Genomic DNA, 18999 nt, shown 5'->3' with positions numbered 1-18999 from the left:
TTGGCCGAAAGCCATTTAAGGCGGTTACGCAACTTTTACTATTATAACAAAAATATTACAAAAAGCGTCCTATATATTCAGGTGTATTCAGGCCGAAACCTTATGGCTTTGCCAAAAATCTGCTGCAAAGGCTGCAAATATTCCCACGAAAAGTCCAAGAACACCCGCTACGGCGACCATGAGCGTGCGCTTTGGAGAAACACGCTGGGGATCGATGGTCGGTTCCTGGACGATTTTGATGCCGTATAGCTCTACGCCATTAGTCTTGGAATTAACCTGTTGGGATTCCGATCCATCGGCAATGTTATTTATTTCTTTCGCTTTTATATCGATGTTTACAAGAAGAGAATCTATCTCTTCTAAGCGCAAATCAAGGTTTGCCAACTGCGTTGTCAAGTTTTTCATATCTTTATTTAATTGCTGTCGTTGGAATGAGTTATCCTCCAACTTTAGATTTAATTGATCTATTTGAGCCAAATTCTGCTGAATAGTATTAGAATAAAGCAATAATGTCATCGCATCTTCAGGATTATGCCCTTTTGCCAACACTGCGTCACGTTGTTTGATAATTTGTTCGTTGTTTTTCTTTATTTCTTCGATCTGTTTCTGAAGTCTTTCGCTTTGTGTGTCGAGTATTTTTATATTAGTTTTTATTAATTCGATTTGGTTATTTATGTTTTGTTTTTGATTAATAAACCGTTTTTTCTCGTTATTTAATAAAGTAACATTGGCCTCAATTTTGGGGCGGTAAAATGCTTGCAATTTATCTAAAAGGGTATATAAATACTCCTTTGCCCTCTCCGGTTCTGAAGAATCGATATTAACAGATATATAACTAGTTCTCTGCTGAACATTAGTTTTGATATCAAATTGATTCTGCGGATCTTGGTAATCCCAGCTCAACTGAGTTAATATTTCATAATGAAAAGGGTTTTGCGAAATGAGCCTTTCGATGTTTTCGGGCGTATCTATCTCTTTCTCACGCCAAATTAAAGCATCGCGTACAGATTCTGGTTCGTAGATCTGTCCCGGAGCCAGTACCGCCGAAACCCTGTAAACCGGTTTCATAATGTATGAAGCCGCAATCGTAACAATTACAACCACCAAAAACACGCCTACGATAAGCTTTTTTCTCTTCAAAAGGACCTGTATAAGTTGATAAAGGTCAATTTTTTCCTCATAGTACGGCTTGCGCTCATGATGCTTGTTTAATTCATTATCCATTCCCTTCACCCCAATATTCCGCTTTATATATAAAATCAATGTCTATAGTTTACAAAATCTCCCTTAAAAAGTCCACAAATGTTATCGAAGATGCTCTTGCTTTGCCGCTGTAAAACCGTTTTGCATGTTCGACCAACAGGGCGTGATATTCCTGATAAATAGCTACATCCCTGGGCAGGTTTGATTCAAACAGATTTTTAAGTTCCATGTAGCCTGCTTTTCTTTCGGCAAGGCCCAAGGAAGTAGCGATGCGCTTCGTGTAGGCATCTATAACGAACTCAGGCCGTTTGTAGGCGTAAAGCAAGATAGAATCGGCAGTCTCGTTTCCCACACCTTTGACGAACATAAGCTCCTTTCTGGATGGCGTCCTCCCCTTCAATCCGACGAAAAAGTCGGCCATTTCCCTCAAATAAATCGCCTTCTGGTTGAAAAACCCTGCGGGCCTTATGGCCGATTTAAGCGCGTCCAAGCTTAAGGCAAGGATTTTATGAGGGTTCAACGCATCGATGCGCCTCAAATTTTTAAGCGTCCTCTCAACCGACGTCCAGGCCGTATTTTGCGTGAGCACCGCCCCTACGATGATCTCAAAGGTCTCTTCTTCGTTTCTGGGATATCCGTAGTCCCCCTGGTGGTAACTTCCTGCAACGGGCCACCACCCCTGTGGGCCGTAAGCATCAAGCAAAGTTTCGTAAATCGCAATTATCCCTTTGTCCATAGCATTATTCTACCAGATCCAGCGACAGGCCGAACTTATACGCTGATAGACAGAATAAACAAATGTAGTTAAAATACGGTAAATAAAGGAGGTATGGACTTATGAATTTTCAGGAGAACACATTGGCCCTAATCTGCGGAGGAGGACCCGCACCGGGCATCAACAACGTAATAGCTTCAGTCACCATAGAGGCTCGCAACAACGGTTGGGACGTCTTGGGCATCTGCGACGGATTTTCAAGCCTTGCTACGGCCAACAAAAAGGTCATCCCCCTTACCATCGACAAGGTCAGCCGCATCCACAAGGAAGGCGGAAGTATCATAAGAACCTCCAGATTTAACCCCACCAAAAGCGAGGCGACCATGCGCACCGTCGTGGAAAACCTAGTGGACCTGGGCGTTACCCACATCGTCACCATCGGCGGGGACGACACGGCCTACGCTGCCTATAAGGTCTCGGAGTTCGCTAGAGAAAGGCTGGGATTAAACATCCACTTCGTCCACGTCCCCAAAACCATAGACAACGACCTGCCTTTGCCTGAAGGGCTGCCCACCTTCGGCTTTGAGACAGCTAGGGCACTGGGTGCGGAACTGGTGATGAACCTCATGGAAGACGCAAAGACCATGGGACGCTGGTTTCTGGTGGTTACCATGGGACGTTCCAGTGGGCATTTGGCCTTAGGTATAGGCAAAAGCGCAAGCGCCACACTCACAATCATACCAGAGGAATTTGAAAGCGAAACCATAAGCCTGCATCACGTCATCGACATAATGAGCGGCGCCATCATAAAAAGGCTCGCCCTCGAGAAAGATCACGGCCTCATTGTCGCCGCCGAGGGCCTGATATCGAAGGTGTCCTCACAGGAACTTGCGGCCATCGACTGCATCGAAAAAGACGACTTCGGCCACGTCCGATACGCTGAGATCAACTTCTCCGACGTCTTAAAAAAGCAGCTCAACTGCGAGCTAAAAAAGATGGGCATTTCCATATCGGTCCAAAACAAGGAGATCGGATACGAAGTAAGATGCGCTCCCCCAAACCCCTTCGACGTAGAATACACCAGAAACCTGGGTTACGGTGCCTTTAAATTCCTCGCCGAGGGCGGCTCCAACGCTGTAATTGCCATCCAAAACAACGAGCTCAACCCCATCAATTTCGAGGACATCGTGGATCCCGAGACGGGCAAGATGAAGATAAGGCTCGTCGATACCGACTCTTTGCAGTATCGCATCGCAAGAAAATACATGATACGCTTGGAGCAGCGCGACTTGGAATCGGAATTCCTTTTAAACAAGATGTCGCGCATCGCCAACATGACGCCGCAGCAGTTCGTAGAAAAGTACGGATATGTGGCGGGGCTGTAATACGTCGATGATGCTGCTTAAGGTGATATATTGCCATTTTTAAGAAATGTATCAGGCTCGTATCGGCAGGTAATAATATACGAACATTTTTCGTCGGGCGAAACTAAAGGAAAAAACGACAGATCGTTTGCAAATGAAGGCCTCTTTATGGCGAAGACGATGCTTTCCTGTTTTTCTCGTCTGGATTACATAAAGCCCCTTTTGATCTTGAACGAAAGGTTCTCCTCCGCCTTTGACCCTACCGAAGGGCAAAACCAGTACATCGTGCACAATGACGAAGGAGAAAGGGCACTGTTTGAGCTTTGCGGCAGCAGGCCCGTTGTGCTCATTGCCCCAGAGACACAGGGGCTATCCGCGCGTCTTGCCTTAAAGGTGACTCAGGCCGGCGGTATAATTTTAGGGTCAGCCCCAGGTGCCGTAAAGATAGCATCGGACAAGGCCCGCCTTCTTGAATTGCTTGCCGGCAAAGGAGTGCCGTGTTCACCTTTTGCCGTAGTCTGCGACCAAACCACGATAAAAGAGGCGGCTCTGTCGTGGGGTTTTCCTCTTGTCGTCAAGCCCTCCTGCGGGACCGGAGGAGAGGGAAGTGTCTTACTTAGTAACAAAATCGAACTTGATGAATTTTTAACGTCCAAGAAGGCCTATTCAAGAGGTTTAATTATTCAGCCATTCATAAAAGGATTCCCAGCCAGTTTATCTATTTTGGCAACCGGCAGCGGAAAGGCATATCTCGTCTCGGTAAACGAGCAAAAGATCGCCCTAAGCGAAAGCGATGATGGCAAATCCGCAAGCTTCAGGTACATAGGAGGAAAAACTGGCCTTTCCGAAGATGACTATGCTGCCTACGGAGGCACAAGCCTGGAATACCTTCAAGGGCTTAGTCAGACTGTCGTAGACGCGATACCGGGTCTTATGGGATATGTTGGAATTGACCTGATCATGACTACGAAGGGCCCCCAGGTGCTTGAGGTAAACCCAAGGATTACTACGCCTTTGGCCTTCCTGGGGAAGTTTGCAACTTGGAACATAGCCGAGACATTGAGGGAAGCCTGTCTCCTCGACAAGCTTCCCTCAGATCCTGCAGTGCCAAAAATTGATTTCACTGTGGAGGGTTTATCATGCTAAAACCATACGACGTGATCGTGGGCTGGGACATTGGTGGGGTACAGAGTAAGTGCGCCTGCATCTCAGGCGACTTTGCCTTTTTAAGCTCTAAGGATATGACCTTTGAGATATGGAAGGACCCCGACAAGCTTTCGACGGTGCTTGAGTACCTTGCCTCAGACATTCCCCTCTCCAACACAGCCATGGCTATCACCATGACGGCTGAACTTTCCGATTGTTTCACCACAAAAGCTGAAGGTGTGCGCTTCGTGCTGGAGGCTTTCATCGATACCTTTCCTAGCATCCAACTTATGTGCCTTGGCACGAACGAAAGGTGGGTGCCGGTAGAAAAAGCTATGGACGATCCGATCAACTTTGCGGCAACGAACTGGATAGCGGCAGGCCGCGAAATGGCAAGGTCCATCGGCGACGGATTATGGATAGATGTGGGAAGCACCACAACGGACATAATACCCATCAAAGAAAATGCCCTGTACGTTAGAGGAAGAAACGACACAGACAGACTGCGCTTCGGTGAGCTGGTCTATACGGGCTTAATCCGCTCAAATCCCAACGCCCTAGCCTCACGGCTTCCCTTTAGGGGAGACTGGTATCGTACTTCCAACGAATATTTTGCCGTCATGGGAGACTGCTACCTTCTTTTAGGTGAAATCGACCCGGAAGACTACAGCTGTACCCCACCTGACAGCGGATCCGTTAACACCGAGGGCGCTGCCCGTCGGCTGGCTCGACTTATATGTGCGGACGCTTCTCTTGCAAAGCCAGAAGATCTGTTGCCATTGGCCGGATATTTGAAGGAACGTCAAATCGGGCTAATAGTTGACGCGCTGTATCAAGTTTGCTCCGAGCCTCACGTAAAGGGGCCTGCCGCAGTCACGGGAGCAGGCCAATTCTTAGGAATTCAGGCAGCCCTCCGGACAAATCTGTCAATCTTAAATGCCGAGACGATCATCCCTGATGTGGTTAAGAAACATTTTCCCGCCTATGCTGCTGCCAAGGATTTGGCCATTTACCTGTCATGTCTGTCGAAGTCGTAGTAAAATTTGGCGGAAGCCTTGAAAGGCTGCCACGATTTCTTGAGATATGCAGAAATTTAAGCGAGTCACTGCGAGGCCACAAATCCATAGTGGTACCGGGAGGCGGTAAATTTGCCGATGAGGTGCGCCTATGCGACAGGCAATGGAAGCTAGCGGCTTTCACTTCTCACTGGATGGCCGTGCTGGCGATGGACCAATTTGGATACGTGCTTGCCGAAAAGGTACCACACTCCGTAACGGCCTACGGCAAAGAAGATATATCAAAGGCCTGGCTTTCAGGAAAGATCCCTATATTTTTGCCATCTAGCTGGCTTAGGGAGCAAAGAGGAATACCCGAAAGCTGGGAAACAACCTCTGACAGCTTGGCCTGCTTTATCGCCGCAGCCTTCGACGCCTCAAGACTTGTCTTGCTTAAAGACAACATTCCTCCCTATGACGTGAAGGACCTTAGGGGCACAAGTTGGGTCGATCCAATGTTCTTCCGGTTCCTTTCCCGCTACAATGGAGAGGTCTGGCTGTGCGACGGAAGTAAGAAGCTTTCGCTACAAAACACCGTCAGCAGCGGCGACAGGTGCTGCTTTCGCCTGCAATGAGCGACGAAATTTCCAGGACCTTTCTTGACGAAAGCTTGCCCGACCGACCCCCTTCGCAAAGCGCGCCTCTAAAGCCCAGGTAATCAGGCTTAAGGGGCAATAATAAAGGTATATCTTCGAGTTTTAAAGAACCAGCCAAGGCAGAAAAAAGGCCCCACTTCCTGCAGGCCGAGACAAAATCCCTTACCCCCTCCATGGAGGCAATCTCAAGCAAATTGTGGCCGAAGGATTTATCAAAAGTATCAAGAAGACAACCTGCAGCTTTTGCCTCTGCCGCCATGGACGGGACAGCGAGAAAGTCTATGCCGCCAAAAAATTGAGCATCCGCGTAAGCTCCGACAACCAATGAAAATTCTGGGCAATACTTTTTTAACGCAGTCGATACCGAAAAAAGCAGCTTCAGGACTTCATCCGGAGTTTTAGCTCCATAAAGGCCCACTTTAATGATCGAAGCCCCCGCCTGGGCTGCTCCAATGGCCGCAAGCGCTGCCGTGCCCGGAAGATAGGGCATGTCTCCGATGGCGGCGCTCACGGGGATTGTCTTGGGGACGACGCCTCGTATCTCGCTTATCGTCTCCGGCAAGGCTGCCCCCAAAGCCCCTTCCGCTGGGTTTTTTACGTCTACCACGTCAATATGGGCTTTCAGTGCCACAATAGCTTCTTCCTTTGAGACGACGCTTGCCAAAAATGCCGTTCTATCAGGAAATAATGAATTCATTACGCAAGCTCCTTTATGTCCTTTTTATTGATCCATCCTTCATGAAGTGCTGTAGCCACAAGCACCCCCGCCATGTTCGACTTCTTTATGTCAAAAAGCTCGTCCTTGGACTTAAACCCTCCACCGCCGTAAAAGCTCATATCGGGCGCCATTCGCGTCGCTCTTTCATACATCTTCAATGGCAATCCCCTCCCCGTCCCAACGCCATCCAACGTAAGCAGGATAACCCTCCTCCAGCCCGCCAACCTCAATAGATCAATTCCCTCCTCTAAAGTCTTGCCTGCAAGGGGCGATTCGCTGCGAGTCAGGATACTGCCTTTCTTCATGTCCAGGCTGAAGATCATACGATCCTCTTGACATGCTTTGCTTATCCTTTCAAATTCGACGCTGCTTTCAAGCGTCTCAGAGCCAACGACAACCTTGCAGGATGGGATCTCGGACATCAGGTAAAGCACTTCATCCAAGCTTCCTGTTCCCGCATCTATCCAAAGGGTTGCCATTGTCTCTTCCCGCACTTTTCTCAAAACCTCGAGATTATCTCCCATGTCTTGAATGGCGTTGAGATCAGCGACGTAAAGGTCACTTCCTCCTGTTACGTAAAGCAACGCCTTTGCCACTTCCACAGGATGGGGCGAATTTACCAAAGGACTTTCCATAGGGCGATATTTGTTCCTCTCTCCCCTGTATGCTCGCACGATTAAACCATCCAAAAGATCCATTACCGGGATAACTTGCAAATTTACGACATCCCCTCTAATATTTCCTTTTTGAAGTTAGTTTCAAAAACTAAAGAGAATTTTTCTTTTACTTTTTTTACGACCTCGCGAAAATCTACACCCTTGACGTAGTCATCTAGCGAGGCCACGGAAAATTCCTTTATACCGCAGGGGTTGATGAGCTCGATAAGAACGTTTTAACAATATATAAACATAGCCTAACACTATATTATTTATATTACAATAAAAAAATGACGGCCATGCAGCCTCGTGGGCTTACATGGCCGTAGTATGCAACTTTTAATTCTGTAATCATGTCGTTACTTTCCTACAAACTGCGATTCTTCTCGCCTTACGCCCATCTTCATCTTAGAGGCGATTTTGTCGACGACTATGGCGATAGCGTTGTCTCCCGAAACGTTGCAGGCCGTTCCGAAGCTGTCTTGTGCGATGTAAAGGGCTATCATCAGGCCGAGCTGGGCCTCGCTAAAGCCGAGCATACTTTCCAGCACGCCTAGGGCAGCCATCACGGCTCCGCCGGGAACGCCGGGAGCTGCGACCATGGTAATGCCAAGCATGGCAATAAAGCCGACCATGGAGGCAAAGGTAAACTGCGTTCCATGAAGCATCATGACCGCCAGGGAGCACATTGTGATCGTTATCGTAGAACCTGCCAGATGTATGGTGGCGCAAAGGGGTATGACGAAGTCCCTTACCGCCTTGGAAACGCCGTTTCTTTCGGCGCACTGGACGTTTATGGGAATCGTAGCAGCCGAGGACTGCGTTCCTAAAGCAGTAACATAGCCGGGAATCTGGTTTTTAAGGCACTGAAAGAAGTTTTTGCCTCCGTAGGCGCAGGCTATGGCAAAATAGACAATTAACAATATGAGATGGGAAGCGATGACGAGCAGAAAGACTTTGCCGAAAACGGACATTATCCTGCCCACTTCTCCAGCATGGGTCATGTTCGCAAATATGCCCGCCACGTGAAAGGGAAGTAGGGGAATTACCACGTAAGCAATGATCATGCTCACGATCTTTTGGAATTCGACCGTTACGTTGTAGAGGGTTTTTTCTTTCAGGGCGGATATGCCGATCCCGAGGATAAAAGCCAGCAGAATAGCCGTCATCACGCCCATGAGCGGCGGCATGTCGATCGTAAAATAGGGAGGCAACAGGTGCTCTTCGGGGTTGGTGGCCATTATGTCGGAGGCGAAGTTGATTATCTTAGGCATAATATTAGTCCCGACAAAGAAGGCAAAAAGGCCAGCCAGTATAGTAGAACCGTAGGCAAACGCGACCGTCATCCCAAGGAGCTTTCCCGCTCCCTTGCCCAGATCTGCTATGCCGGGGGCGACAAATCCGAGGATAATGAGGGGAATGACAAACCCCAGGAAATTTCCGAAAATGCCGTTGAAGGTGGCAAGAAGCCCGACACACCACTGGGGAAAATATTTCCCGATCAATATACCGCAAATAATGGCTATGATCAGCCTTGGCAGTAAGCCCATCCTCTTAAACATCAAAAGACCTCCTATCATTTGTTATAATGATAACTTAAATGAGTAAAATAATGCGAACACAACCGATCCGACCTGCTCTAACCTCGGGCATCACCTCCGCATGTGTATTTATTCCATAATTACATGTATATTATATACGCAAAGCCTCTATGTCTATGTATACATGTCAGGAAGAGCTATCAAAATATTTACGGTAAGGGGGATGCAAAATTTCATTATATATGTTAGGCTAACTACGGTTTTTGAATTCCATTCACAAGAAAGGTGGTGGCAGTGCGTGGACGCTGGACCCGGTAGTCGTCGGTACAGTGCAATGAAGGATGAAGTTACGTTTTTAAATGAAGGACATCGCCTCAAGCGCGCTCTTCTTCCTTCGGAAGGTCGCAGCTACACTGCCGCCGCTTTGACAGCTTCAGCCTCTCGATACTCTCGATAGCCTCCGTTCAAAGCGTTTCCCAAATAAGCGGCAGAACCTTCCGATAAGACGAGAGCAACCTTTGAAGGCCCTGGGCAATCGGCTTGGGCAACGTAATGTTGCCTCCGTATTCCTTTGCCCTTTAACCAAAAAGCTCTCTGGGAGGTGATTTGCATGGAACAGAGAAACATCGATTTCTTCAAGGAAACGGTCGAAGAAATGCTCGAAAAACAGGACCTGGAAGCTTTGCGCCTTTATCTGGAGGAGCTTCACCCCTATGAGATTGGCGCGCTCCTGGACGAACTCGAAGAGTCCGAACAGCTCGTCATCCTCTCTCTCACTCTGCCGGAGGCAGCAGCTGAGGCTTTGGAGCACCTTGATTACGACGACCAATACAGGCTCCTCGATCATCTGGACGAAGAGTCAGCAAGCAAAATAATCGCCGCTATGGGGCGAGATGCTATAGCCGACCTGCTTATGGCCATACACCCCAACAAAGCCCAGGAGATCATGGCCATGATTCCCCGGGAGTATCTCGAAAGCATAAAGTTTCTCATGTCCTATCCCGAGGATTCCGCCGGGGGCATAATGTCCCTGGACTACATCCAGGCCAGGCAATACTGGACTATAGAGCGGGTGATAGAACACTTCAGAAAGGTCGGCAGAAAACAAAGCGTGACAAACTACATATACATCGTAGATGCCGTGGGCAAGCTTGTCGGCGTCCTCTCCCTGAAGGAGCTTTTATTAAACGAGCCCAAGACAAAGGTTGAAGAGGTAATGCACACCAACATCATAACGGTTTTAGCTACGGCGGATCAGGAAGAGGCTGCTAAGCTCATGAGCCAGTACGACCTCATGATACTACCAGTGGTGAACGAACAGGGTCGCCTCGTAGGCGTCATCACGGCCGACGACATCATGGACGTCATCGAGGAAGAGGACACTGAAGACATTCACAGGCTGGGTGGAAGCCAGCCTTTGGACCTGCCCTACTTAGAATCGACATTGACGACGCTTTTCAGCAAGCGCATCGGCTGGCTCGTGGTTCTTTTCGCAACACAGGCAGTGACGAGCAACATCCTGAAACATTACGAGGGAGTTTTAAGCAGCGTCGTGGCCCTTACTTTTTTCATGCCCCTGCTTGCGGGAGTGGGAGGCAATTCCGGGACCCAGGCTTCTTCTCTCATCATAAGGGGCCTTGCCCTTGGCGAGATCACGGTCCAGGACATAGCCGTCATACTCTTCAAGGAGCTTCGCGTAAGCGCCCTCATCGGAATCGTGATGGGAACGATCGGGTATTTCTTCGCCTGGACGGTCAGCGGTTCAACTGGCGTCGCAGCTGTCGTCGCCGTAACCGTAACGGTGGTTTTGATCGTAAGCTCCACCATCGGTGCCATACTTCCCATCGTCGGGAGGGCCTTCAGACTGGATCCGGCCGTCTTTTCCGCCCCCCTTATAACCACCGTGGTGGATATCACGTCGCTGATGGTTTACTTCAACATTGCCATAAAGCTGCTCAAGTTAGGCGGATAGGATTTTCGAATGCATATATGGGAACTTTAAAAAAGCACGGACAGAGGGATGTTCGTGCTTTTTTTATTCGTCCACGACTTACTTTTTGATATACCCTGCTATCGAATTATTAATATTTTATGTTCTTATGATATACTAATTATTCTTTATTATAATTCATGCTGACAAAGATGTGGACGGTCTCTTTGATACTTTGTGCCCTTTCTTTCGGCGGAGTCATGGAAAGATGCGGCTTTCTCGAGGTGCTGCTTGAGGCAATACTGAAACACGTTAAAAGCGTTACGGGAATGGTCGTCTCCGTCATAATCGCATGTTTTGCCACAAACCTGCTGGTTGGCGATCAATACACGGCAATTGTGCTTCCCGGAAGGATGTTCAAACCTGCCTTCGACAAGATGGGGCTGCACCCCAGGATGCTGTCGAGAACTCTTGAAGACAGCGGCACCCTTACCTCCGTTTTGATACCCTGGAACACCTGCGGCGCCTATCATACGAGCCTCTTTGGCATACCTACCCTTGAGTTCGCGCCCTTTGCCTTCTTTAACTACATCAACCCCATAGTGGCCATAGTTCTGACAGCCATGGGCAAGTTCATATTCTGGCGCATGGATACGGACGACGACATAATAACCGAATAGTTTACGAAAAGAAAAAGGCCACCATCTTACCGGTGGCCTTTTTAAAGCTCCTTTAGGATTTCCTCTATCTTGGCAGCCATTATAAAATCATTTAAGAACAGTCCCTTTATGGCATAGGTGAACAAAGTTACGATCACGCGGTTGTAGTGAACCGATATGTCAGGATGATGCCCTTCGGACTCGGCCAGCTCAGCTATTCTATCGAAAAACTGCCAGGATTCCCTGAAGCTGTTGAATTTAAAGGTCTTATTAAGTTTAAGAATGCCCTCATCCTCCACGATTCTCCATGAAGGCACCTGGCTCAAATATTCTTCGGCCTCCTCCCTTGTCATGGGAGGAATGCCTCCCTCGCAGGGTACGCATCTTTGATTCGTCAATTTTTCCATACCCTACACCTCCCCCAAAGAATCATTCAAGATAAATTATATATGGAAGGGGCCTTTCCCTGCCGCCGGGTGAGTGGTTGATCAAAGCACCCTTCCACCAAAGCCCGGATGATCCTCCCCCGTCTAAATTGACGGCTTCTTTCATGCCGAATTGTCTGGCAAGGGCCCTCAGCTCCGACAGGGTCATGCCCCTGGAGTGCCACGGGTCGCGACCATCGACCACAACCCAGTAAATCCGCCTTCCGTCGTATCCCCAAAGCGTCCTAGGGTGTCTTTTATCGGTGAAACTCGGCTTAAAACCTTCGTTTGCATAGACCTCTCTTCCGTTGCGCAAAAGAGGCGGCCCTGCCTGGAAGGCCCACTTTGCGCCGTTAAACTCCTCGGGGGCAAGGGCTGATTTTAACTCAATTTCCGTGCCCAAAACCACGTTTGCAAAGTATTGCCTGCTATTGCCCCTGGCGACGAGCAAAAAACCGTCGGGCGGGATGTAGTGGCTTTTTGTCGTGGCGGAGCTTTGCTTCCAAGTCACCTTCCCCTCCCTCACCATTACTACCAGGGCATCGGAGGGCAGTTTGGAAACCTCCATGCCGAATTCCGGCCTATATACGCTTATGCCGTGATAGCTCGGCGACACGTTCACGCCATCTAGAGCGAATTCCGCCTTCGATCCCACCACTACCCTTGCTGCTGCTTCGACTTGTCCGATATAGACCTTTCCGCTGTTGTCCCAGCCTATGGCGGTCCTGCCCCTGTAGGGCATGTAAGAGATAGCTCCGTCGGTCACCACGAGCCCAATGGGTCTCGTTCCGCTGAAATATCCTCCGTTTACCGCAGCCTTCGCCCCCGTCGCCCCGGCCATGTCGCTTAAAGGTCTAAATGTCCCGAAACGAGCGCTGGACAGGGCTATCTTCCCCGTCTCGGAAGTGGCGTCGTAGGAAAGGCAAACCCAATAAAGAGCTGGGCTTTCCTCGAAACCGTTGTAGGGAACTATGGAGGCCGTCATGCCTTTGGGGAGGCGCGCCTTCACGTCATGGGCTTTGACGTAGTCCATGAAGGGCCCGACGGAGACCAAATAGGCCCACTCCTGCTTCACGATGAATGCGGGAAACCCCAAATTTTTCAAATAGTCCGCCAGGTCTCGGGCACGAGCTTCGGCGTTCAGGGGAATTTCGTCTATCAACACGAGCCACAGCTTCGGAGGTCGCCCTACACCTTCCCTGTGCATCGTCACCGCGAGGGGACCTTCTTCAAGGGTCTTTTCGAATATAAATCCCCTCTTGCAATTTTTCAGCCAGCTTATGAGGGAATTCAAGCCTTCTTGGCTAACGTTGGCCGCAGGCTCGTTTGAAAGCAGTTCAGGTGCCTTTGGAGACATCTCTTCGGCCATGGTCAGATAGACCGTAAGATGGGGCGGAACATCCTCTTTTTCGCCAAACTCGCATATTTTGTCCAATATTTCGGCCTCGTTGAAAAGACCGAGGGCGCGAAGGGCGAACATCAAGGCCTCGGCGTTCGTCGCGTCCAAAGTTGGATAGAAATGTTCAAAGGGCGGCAATATTCCCAACGCTTTGGCTGCCTGAATGGACTCTCCATGAAGAGTGAGCTTCGAGACGTCGGCAAAGCCGGCGCCATCCTGCACCACCGGCAGATCCAGAGCCGTCATTATTTCATAGACCACTTCGCCCCTCGAAATTGCGCTGGCTCCGCCAGCGTGCGCAACCGCTATAATGCACACCAGAAAAATAAAAGACGCAACCCGAAGCCTCTTAGATGCTCCCACAGCCTCGCCTCCCCTTAGGTTTTAACCTTTCGTTTTGTCCTTCAAATAGTACCTTCCGTCAGTATAAAAGAATTCATTCTTTAATTCCACAACTTCTTTAGAAAGCAGGAGTAAAACCAACACGTTCGGTATCACTATCATGGCCAGACTGATGTCGAGGAAATGCCAGAGCACCTTGGCTCGGTAAACTTGGTGGCCATGCCCATCATAGCCACCACCCACATCCAAAATACCGCCCCAGGCCCTCCGTAATAGATCGCAACAGAAACGCCCGCTATGTTTCCCGCGCCCAGCGTGGAAGCGAGGGCTGAAGTCAGCGCCTGGAAGGGAGAGATCGTCCCCTCCCCCAATTCTTCCTTGGAAAATATCTTTCCCAGCGTCTGCTTAATGATGTAGCCAATGTACTTCACTTGAAAGAAACGAAGCCTGAAGGAGAGAAAGACACCTGTCACAACTAAAACTGCCATCATGGGAATTCCCCAGAGCCAGGCCGAAAAAGCCTCAACCGCTTGAATAAAACCTTCCATTACTCTGCTACCTCCTTAATATAGGTTTGACCAAATGTCGACATGCTCCTGCAGGGCTAAATGATTTTGCTATAGAAAATCTGAGACGAGGGCGCTTTTGTTCGTGGTTTTGGCTTTGAATAAAGCTAAAGAGAGGACCAGCGATACTATAATAAACCTAATAATGATTTCAATTTAATATATTGTGCATTGTATTACTTCATTTTTTGAATAATCTCACTCTGTTACGGCATTGTCGTCCCTTCCCTTCGGGGGAATTTAAGGGCAGGATACTTTGAAAAGTAAACTTGATCATCACAACAGTTACTATAATTGACAAATGAGAATTATTCAAGAAAAAATTACATTAAAAATATTTCATAAATATCGCCTGCCTTCCCCATAACCATGAACTTAAGTTTATTGACAAGACTTCCAACTGCATATATATTTAAATCGTCGAAGGGCTTTAAGTAGTTTGAATCGTTCTTTCATGGGAATTATCATTAAGTATCGTCGGGAGGTGCATGTAATGAAAAAATGTTTATTTTATCTGTCGATAATAGCGTTGGTGCTGTTCATGGCCATCACGCCCGCCGTGGCCAAGACCTACGTGGTGGGCACCAGTGCCGATTTCCCACCTTTTGAGTACATCAAAGACGGCCAAATAGTGGGATTTGATATCGACTTGATAAAGGCGATTGCTGAAAGTCAGGGCATCGAGGTCGAGTTTCAGGATATCAGCTTTGACTCCCTCATCCCCGGTTTAAATGCCGGCACAATCGATATCGTAGCTTCCGGCATGACCATTACCGAAGAAAGGGCAAGGGTCGTGGACTTTACTGAGCCTTACTATTCGGCAAATCAAGCCGTGCTGGTAAAAGAGGGAGGCGGGAAAACCGTCACTGTTTTGTTTGGAGACCACAAGCTGGCAGTGCAGACGGGAACCACGGGAGACCTTTGGGTAGAGGAAAACTTAGAGAAAACGGGTATACTGAAAGGCAAAGTAACCCGCTTTGATACCTTCGTTTTGGCAATTCAAGACCTCTTAAACGGAAACGTGGATGGCGTCGTCTTGGATACCCCTGTTGCCCTACGGTATGCGGCGGAAAATCCGGTCGTGATGGTGGCCGAAATAATCACCGGCGAGGAATACGGCTTCGCGGTCGCCAAGGGCAACAAAGAACTCCTCGAAAAGTTGAACAAAGGGCTTGAAGAAGTAAAGACGAGCGGCAAGATGGACGAACTTTTAAAGAAATATTTTTAAATAAAGGCGCGCAGACGAGGGATTTGTTTTGTTAGATTTTTTTGAACTAGTAAAAAAGTCCCTCCCAACTCTGTTGGAAGGGACTTTTGTAACGATAAAACTGACCATACTGATCGTGGCCATGGGTCTCATTTTGGGCTTAATTTTGGCCTTTTGTCAGATCTATGGAAGTAAGCCCCTTCGCATCGCGGTGGCCATTTACGATAGGATCTTCAGGAGCATACCGGAACTCGTTCTGCTGCTTTTAATCTTTTACGGAATGCCGGGCATCGGTCTGAGGTTGAGCCCCTTTTACGCAGCCGTGGTTGCCCTGGGGCTTCGTGCCGCCGCCTACATGGGCCAAATCTTCAGAGGAAGCTTCATGTCCGTAGGCTCGGACCAACTTACTGCCGCCTACTCCCTCGGCATGAGCGAATACAAAGCCTTCATTTATGTCATCTTTCCCCAGGCGATGAGGGCCTTCATCCCGCCCTTCGCAAACGAATACGCTATCATATTAAAAGACACTTCTTTAGCTTACGCCATTGGCGTAGTAGAGCTCCTGAGACAGGGACAATACATAATCACGGTGGAATATGAACCGCTGCCCATCTTCCTTGCCATCGCAGGTATTTACTTCGTCTTGACCTTCGGCGTGGCGAGGCTCTTAAAGAAGCTCGAAAACAAACTTAAGATCCCCGGGATAGGAGTGTAAAGAGGTCAAAATGGCAGGTAAACCGCTTCTTAGAGTCGTAAACGTAAAAAAGAGCTTCGGGGACAAGGTCGTCCTCGACGGGGTCTCCCTTACACTGAACAAAGGCGAGACAAAGGTAATCATAGGTCCCAGCGGCACCGGAAAGAGCACCTTGCTTAAGTCCATAAACCGCCTCGTCGTCCCCGATGAGGGCGAGATATGGCTCGAGGAAACGGAAATCATAAGGTGCAAGAACATAAATGCCGTGCGCCAGAAGATCGGCTATGTATTTCAGGACTTCGGGCTCTTTCACCACCTGACGGCTTTGGAAAACGTCATGATCGGCCTCACCAAAGTGAAAAAGATGCCGAAAAAAGAGGCCGTGGAAAAGGCCCGTTACGAGCTGAACAGGGTCGGACTATCGGGAATAGAAGACCTTTACCCCGCTCAGCTTTCGGGAGGGCAAAAACAGCGCGTCGCCATAGCCAGGGCGCTCGCCATGGAGCCGAAACTGATGCTTTTCGACGAACCGACGTCGGCACTTGACCCGGAACTGATTGGGGAGGTGCTGGCCGTCATGAAAGAGCTTGCCGAATCGAAGATGACGATGCTCGTCGTAACCCATGAGATGGGCTTTGCCCGCTCCGTCTCCGACGAGATTATTTTCATAGAAAAGGGCAAAATAGTCGAACAGACCTCTCCGGAAAAGATGTTCAGGGATCCCGAGCATCAGCGAACGAGGGAATTTCTCTTTAAGCTCAAGGATCTTTACGGGGAAGGCGGCGAATAGGCCGTGCTCGAATTTTTAAGGCAATTCCTGATCGTTGATATCTTCATCTCCAACTTCGGCACGTTAATGAAGGGCCTTGCCTTCACCTTCGAGCTTGCTATCGTCGCCATGTTTTTCGGCACAATACTGGGGGTTTTGCTTGCCCTGGGTCGAAGCTTCGGCAAAAGGCTACTCTCCTGGTTATGCACAGCTTACGTTGAGCTGATCAGGGGCACTCCTCTGTTAGCACAGCTTTTCATACTTTACTTCGCTCTTCCGCCTTACGGCATCAGGTTATCTGCCGTATCCGTGGCCTTTTTGGGCTTCATCCTCAACTCGGCAGCTTACCAGGCCGAGTACACCCGCGGATCCATCGAGGCCGTAGGCGAAGACCAATTCAAGGCAGCCTACTCTCTCGGCATGGGCAAATGGCAGACCATATTTTACGTAGTCCTTCCCCAGGCCATTCGCTGGTCCATCCCGGCCTGGATGAACGAATTCATATATCTTTTAAAGTGCACCTCCATCGCCTACATAATAGGCGCACCCGACCTTCTGACCCAGGGAAAGTTCATCGCAAGCAGAAACTACCAGTTCTTCAGGGTCTACCTCATCGTAGCAATCATTTATCTTGTGATAGTCCTTGCAGCCACTTGGATCGTCGGCAAAATAGAACGAAAGGTCCAAATCCCCGGCTTCGGTTACGACAAGGCAAGGCGCTAGCCCTTTTTGCCAAAATTCATATGCTGTAAGCCCCTTCGCGCTTTTTTAAACGCTTGAGGGGTTTTCTTTTCTACTTCAATTGACAAATGAAAGAATATTTCATATCTTATAGATATGTGGGACAACATGTCCCGTTTTTTGGGAGGAGAATATGACAGAGAGATCTTTCAAGGCCGATACCGTCGGAAAAGTAACTGCTGTGATGGAGCTTTTGTGCTCCTCCGATGGCACCTACAGCTTAAGGGAGATAGAAAGCCTGACAGGGATACCGAAAAGCACCCTCCATCGTCTGTTGAAATCCCTGGAAAGGGAAGAGTGGGTTTACGCCGATCCCGAAACGGAGCGATACCGCCCGGGCGTGAGGTTCTTTCTCCTTCACAACGAAAGGCTCTTCCACCAGGCTCTGATCAACACAGCTTCTCCCGAAATGGAGCGCCTCGTCCGCGAAACGGAGAAGACCGCCATCCTAAGCGTCCTGGAGGGCTCGGTAGGGTTATGTATACACCATGTTGAACCCTCAAGCCCCGTAAAATACGTAGCCCATCCCGGAATGACCATACCCTTGCACGTAAGCGCCACGGGAAAGGTGCTTCTTGCCTTCAGCCCCAGGGAGCTGCAGGAGCGAATCATATTTTCATGCCTTCCTTCCGATGTCGACGCTCACCGCCTTATAAGTGAACTTGAAAAGATCAAAAACGACGGATTTGCCTACAGCAGAGAGGAATGGATAACCCACGCCGGTGATATAAGCGTACCTCTCTTCGACTCGAGGGGAACCTTCGTCGCCCAGCTGGGGCTGGCGGGGTTGGCTGCCAGCTTCGACGGTCGAGAAGAGGCCATAGCGCAGATGTTGAAAGAGGCTTCCCGCCGCATAGGATCAAAACTTTAAAAAAAGAGTTTATAAAAGAAAGTCTTAAATAAAAAGTACGAAGAAGGAGGTAGTTTGACGTGAAAGAGATAAACGAACTGAACAGCAAGGCCATGACCATCAAACTCGACCCGGAACTTCCCGAATACCCTCCCTTTGAACCAAACATAAGAAGAGCGCCGAACCGAGGCTTCACTTTAAGCCAAAAGGAGGCGGAGCTGGCTTTAAAGAACGCCCTTCGCTACGTCCCGGAGGAGCTTCACGAAAAGCTGGCGCCGGAGTTCATGGAAGAGCTGCTCACCAGGGGGCGCATCTACGGCTACCGCTTCAGGCCGAAGGGCCGCATCTGGGGACGGCCCATCGACGAGTATAAGGGAAAATGCATCGAGGGAAAGGCCTTTCAGGTGATGATCGACAACAACC

The 18999-nt window shown here is 49.1% G+C and carries 20 protein-coding genes and 1 pseudogene; 13 read left to right on the top strand and 8 right to left on the bottom strand.

All coding sequences use genetic code 11. From position 1 onward, the window contains the following. Positions 1–87: 87 nt before the first annotated feature. On the bottom strand, positions 88–1224 hold the full coding sequence (locus B3N34_RS07130) for a Wzz/FepE/Etk N-terminal domain-containing protein (RefSeq protein ID WP_286976241.1): 1137 nt from the start codon (positions 1222–1224) through the stop codon (positions 88–90). A gap of 49 nt (positions 1225–1273) precedes the next feature. Further along, positions 1274–1939 (bottom strand): endonuclease III domain-containing protein, encoded by a 666-nt coding sequence (locus B3N34_RS07125; protein WP_286976238.1) that lies wholly within the window; start codon positions 1937–1939, stop codon positions 1274–1276. 101 nt (positions 1940–2040) lie between these two features. Between B3N34_RS07125 and pfp the strand changes: the two genes are divergently transcribed. The 4 genes from pfp (at position 2041) to B3N34_RS07105 (ending at position 6058) form a co-directional block, all read left to right on the top strand. Further along, positions 2041–3303 (top strand): diphosphate--fructose-6-phosphate 1-phosphotransferase, encoded by a 1263-nt coding sequence (gene pfp / locus B3N34_RS07120; protein ID WP_286976236.1) that lies wholly within the window; start codon positions 2041–2043, stop codon positions 3301–3303. Positions 3304–3450: 147 nt separating this feature from the next. After that, positions 3451–4428: an ATP-grasp domain-containing protein gene (locus B3N34_RS07115; protein ID WP_286976234.1), complete on the top strand. Its 978-nt coding sequence runs from the start codon at positions 3451–3453 to the stop codon at positions 4426–4428. Continuing rightward, positions 4422–5465, top strand: a complete 1044-nt coding sequence (locus B3N34_RS07110; RefSeq protein WP_286976231.1) for a hydantoinase/oxoprolinase family protein — start codon at positions 4422–4424, stop codon at positions 5463–5465. Before B3N34_RS07115 ends, B3N34_RS07110 begins: the two co-directional genes overlap by 7 nt. Then, entirely contained in the window at positions 5447–6058 is a 612-nt protein-coding gene (locus B3N34_RS07105) for an amino acid kinase (protein WP_286976228.1), read from the top strand. Before B3N34_RS07110 ends, B3N34_RS07105 begins: the two co-directional genes overlap by 19 nt. On the opposite strand, the gene B3N34_RS07100 is transcribed toward B3N34_RS07105, so the two are convergent. The 3 genes from B3N34_RS07100 to B3N34_RS07090 all read right to left on the bottom strand — a co-directional run bounded on the left by B3N34_RS07100 (position 6021) and on the right by B3N34_RS07090 (position 9015). Beyond that, complete coding sequence (locus B3N34_RS07100) at positions 6021–6776, bottom strand: (5-formylfuran-3-yl)methyl phosphate synthase (RefSeq protein WP_286976225.1); 756 nt, start codon at positions 6774–6776, stop codon at positions 6021–6023. The genes B3N34_RS07105 and B3N34_RS07100 overlap by 38 nt on opposite strands. After that, complete coding sequence (locus B3N34_RS07095; RefSeq protein WP_286976222.1) at positions 6776–7513, bottom strand: HisA/HisF-related TIM barrel protein; 738 nt, start codon at positions 7511–7513, stop codon at positions 6776–6778. Before B3N34_RS07095 ends, B3N34_RS07100 begins: the two co-directional genes overlap by 1 nt. Before the next feature lie 299 nt (positions 7514–7812). After that, positions 7813–9015: a dicarboxylate/amino acid:cation symporter gene (locus tag B3N34_RS07090; RefSeq protein WP_286976220.1), complete on the bottom strand. Its 1203-nt coding sequence runs from the start codon at positions 9013–9015 to the stop codon at positions 7813–7815. Positions 9016–9292: 277 nt separating this feature from the next. Between B3N34_RS07090 and B3N34_RS07085 the strand changes: the two genes are divergently transcribed. The 3 genes from B3N34_RS07085 to B3N34_RS07075 all read left to right on the top strand — a co-directional run bounded on the left by B3N34_RS07085 (position 9293) and on the right by B3N34_RS07075 (position 11604). Continuing rightward, positions 9293–9451 (top strand): hypothetical protein, encoded by a 159-nt coding sequence (locus B3N34_RS07085; RefSeq protein WP_009200681.1) that lies wholly within the window; start codon positions 9293–9295, stop codon positions 9449–9451. A 153-nt stretch (positions 9452–9604) separates the two neighbouring features. Further along, a complete protein-coding gene (mgtE, locus tag B3N34_RS07080) occupies positions 9605–10966 on the top strand; it encodes a magnesium transporter (RefSeq protein ID WP_286976216.1) in 1362 nt (453 codons plus the stop codon). A 158-nt stretch (positions 10967–11124) separates the two neighbouring features. After that, positions 11125–11604 (top strand): Na+/H+ antiporter NhaC family protein, encoded by a 480-nt coding sequence (locus B3N34_RS07075; protein WP_414632105.1) that lies wholly within the window; start codon positions 11125–11127, stop codon positions 11602–11604. Between the two features lie 41 nt (positions 11605–11645). On the opposite strand, the gene B3N34_RS07070 is transcribed toward B3N34_RS07075, so the two are convergent. From B3N34_RS07070 to B3N34_RS07060, 3 genes are all read right to left on the bottom strand, one after another. After that, positions 11646–11990 carry a 4a-hydroxytetrahydrobiopterin dehydratase gene (locus B3N34_RS07070; RefSeq protein ID WP_286976213.1) on the bottom strand — a complete coding sequence of 115 codons (345 nt, stop codon included), beginning with the start codon at positions 11988–11990 and terminating at the stop codon, positions 11646–11648. A gap of 22 nt (positions 11991–12012) precedes the next feature. Continuing rightward, on the bottom strand, positions 12013–13770 hold the full coding sequence (locus tag B3N34_RS07065; protein ID WP_286976210.1) for a phosphodiester glycosidase family protein: 1758 nt from the start codon (positions 13768–13770) through the stop codon (positions 12013–12015). Between the two features lie 137 nt (positions 13771–13907). Continuing rightward, the gene (locus B3N34_RS07060; protein WP_286976207.1) at positions 13908–14297 is read right to left on the bottom strand and encodes an alanine:cation symporter family protein; all 390 of its coding nucleotides are present in this window, start codon (positions 14295–14297) and stop codon (positions 13908–13910) included. 511 nt (positions 14298–14808) lie between these two features. Between B3N34_RS07060 and B3N34_RS07055 the strand changes: the two genes are divergently transcribed. The 6 genes and pseudogenes from B3N34_RS07055 to B3N34_RS07030 all read left to right on the top strand — a co-directional run. Next, on the top strand, positions 14809–15543 hold the full coding sequence (locus B3N34_RS07055) for a basic amino acid ABC transporter substrate-binding protein (RefSeq protein WP_286976205.1): 735 nt from the start codon (positions 14809–14811) through the stop codon (positions 15541–15543). A 28-nt stretch (positions 15544–15571) separates the two neighbouring features. Further along, complete coding sequence (locus B3N34_RS07050) at positions 15572–16237, top strand: amino acid ABC transporter permease (protein WP_286976203.1); 666 nt, start codon at positions 15572–15574, stop codon at positions 16235–16237. Between the two features lie 10 nt (positions 16238–16247). After that, a complete protein-coding gene (locus B3N34_RS07045; RefSeq protein ID WP_273002264.1) occupies positions 16248–17006 on the top strand; it encodes an amino acid ABC transporter ATP-binding protein in 759 nt (252 codons plus the stop codon). Positions 17007–17009: 3 nt separating this feature from the next. Next, positions 17010–17708, top strand: a complete 699-nt coding sequence (locus B3N34_RS07040; protein ID WP_273002262.1) for an amino acid ABC transporter permease — start codon at positions 17010–17012, stop codon at positions 17706–17708. 151 nt (positions 17709–17859) lie between these two features. Further along, positions 17860–18597 carry an IclR family transcriptional regulator gene (locus B3N34_RS07035; protein WP_273002261.1) on the top strand — a complete coding sequence of 246 codons (738 nt, stop codon included), beginning with the start codon at positions 17860–17862 and terminating at the stop codon, positions 18595–18597. A 92-nt stretch (positions 18598–18689) separates the two neighbouring features. Then, positions 18690–18999, top strand: a pseudogene (locus tag B3N34_RS07030) (urocanate hydratase); the annotation flags it as partial.

Source organism: Acetomicrobium sp. UBA5826, assembly GCF_002433005.1.
GTDB lineage: Bacteria > Synergistota > Synergistia > Synergistales > Acetomicrobiaceae > Acetomicrobium.
The sequence above is the reverse complement of the archived record's forward strand: the minus strand, read 5'-3'. Positions and strand labels throughout refer to the sequence as shown.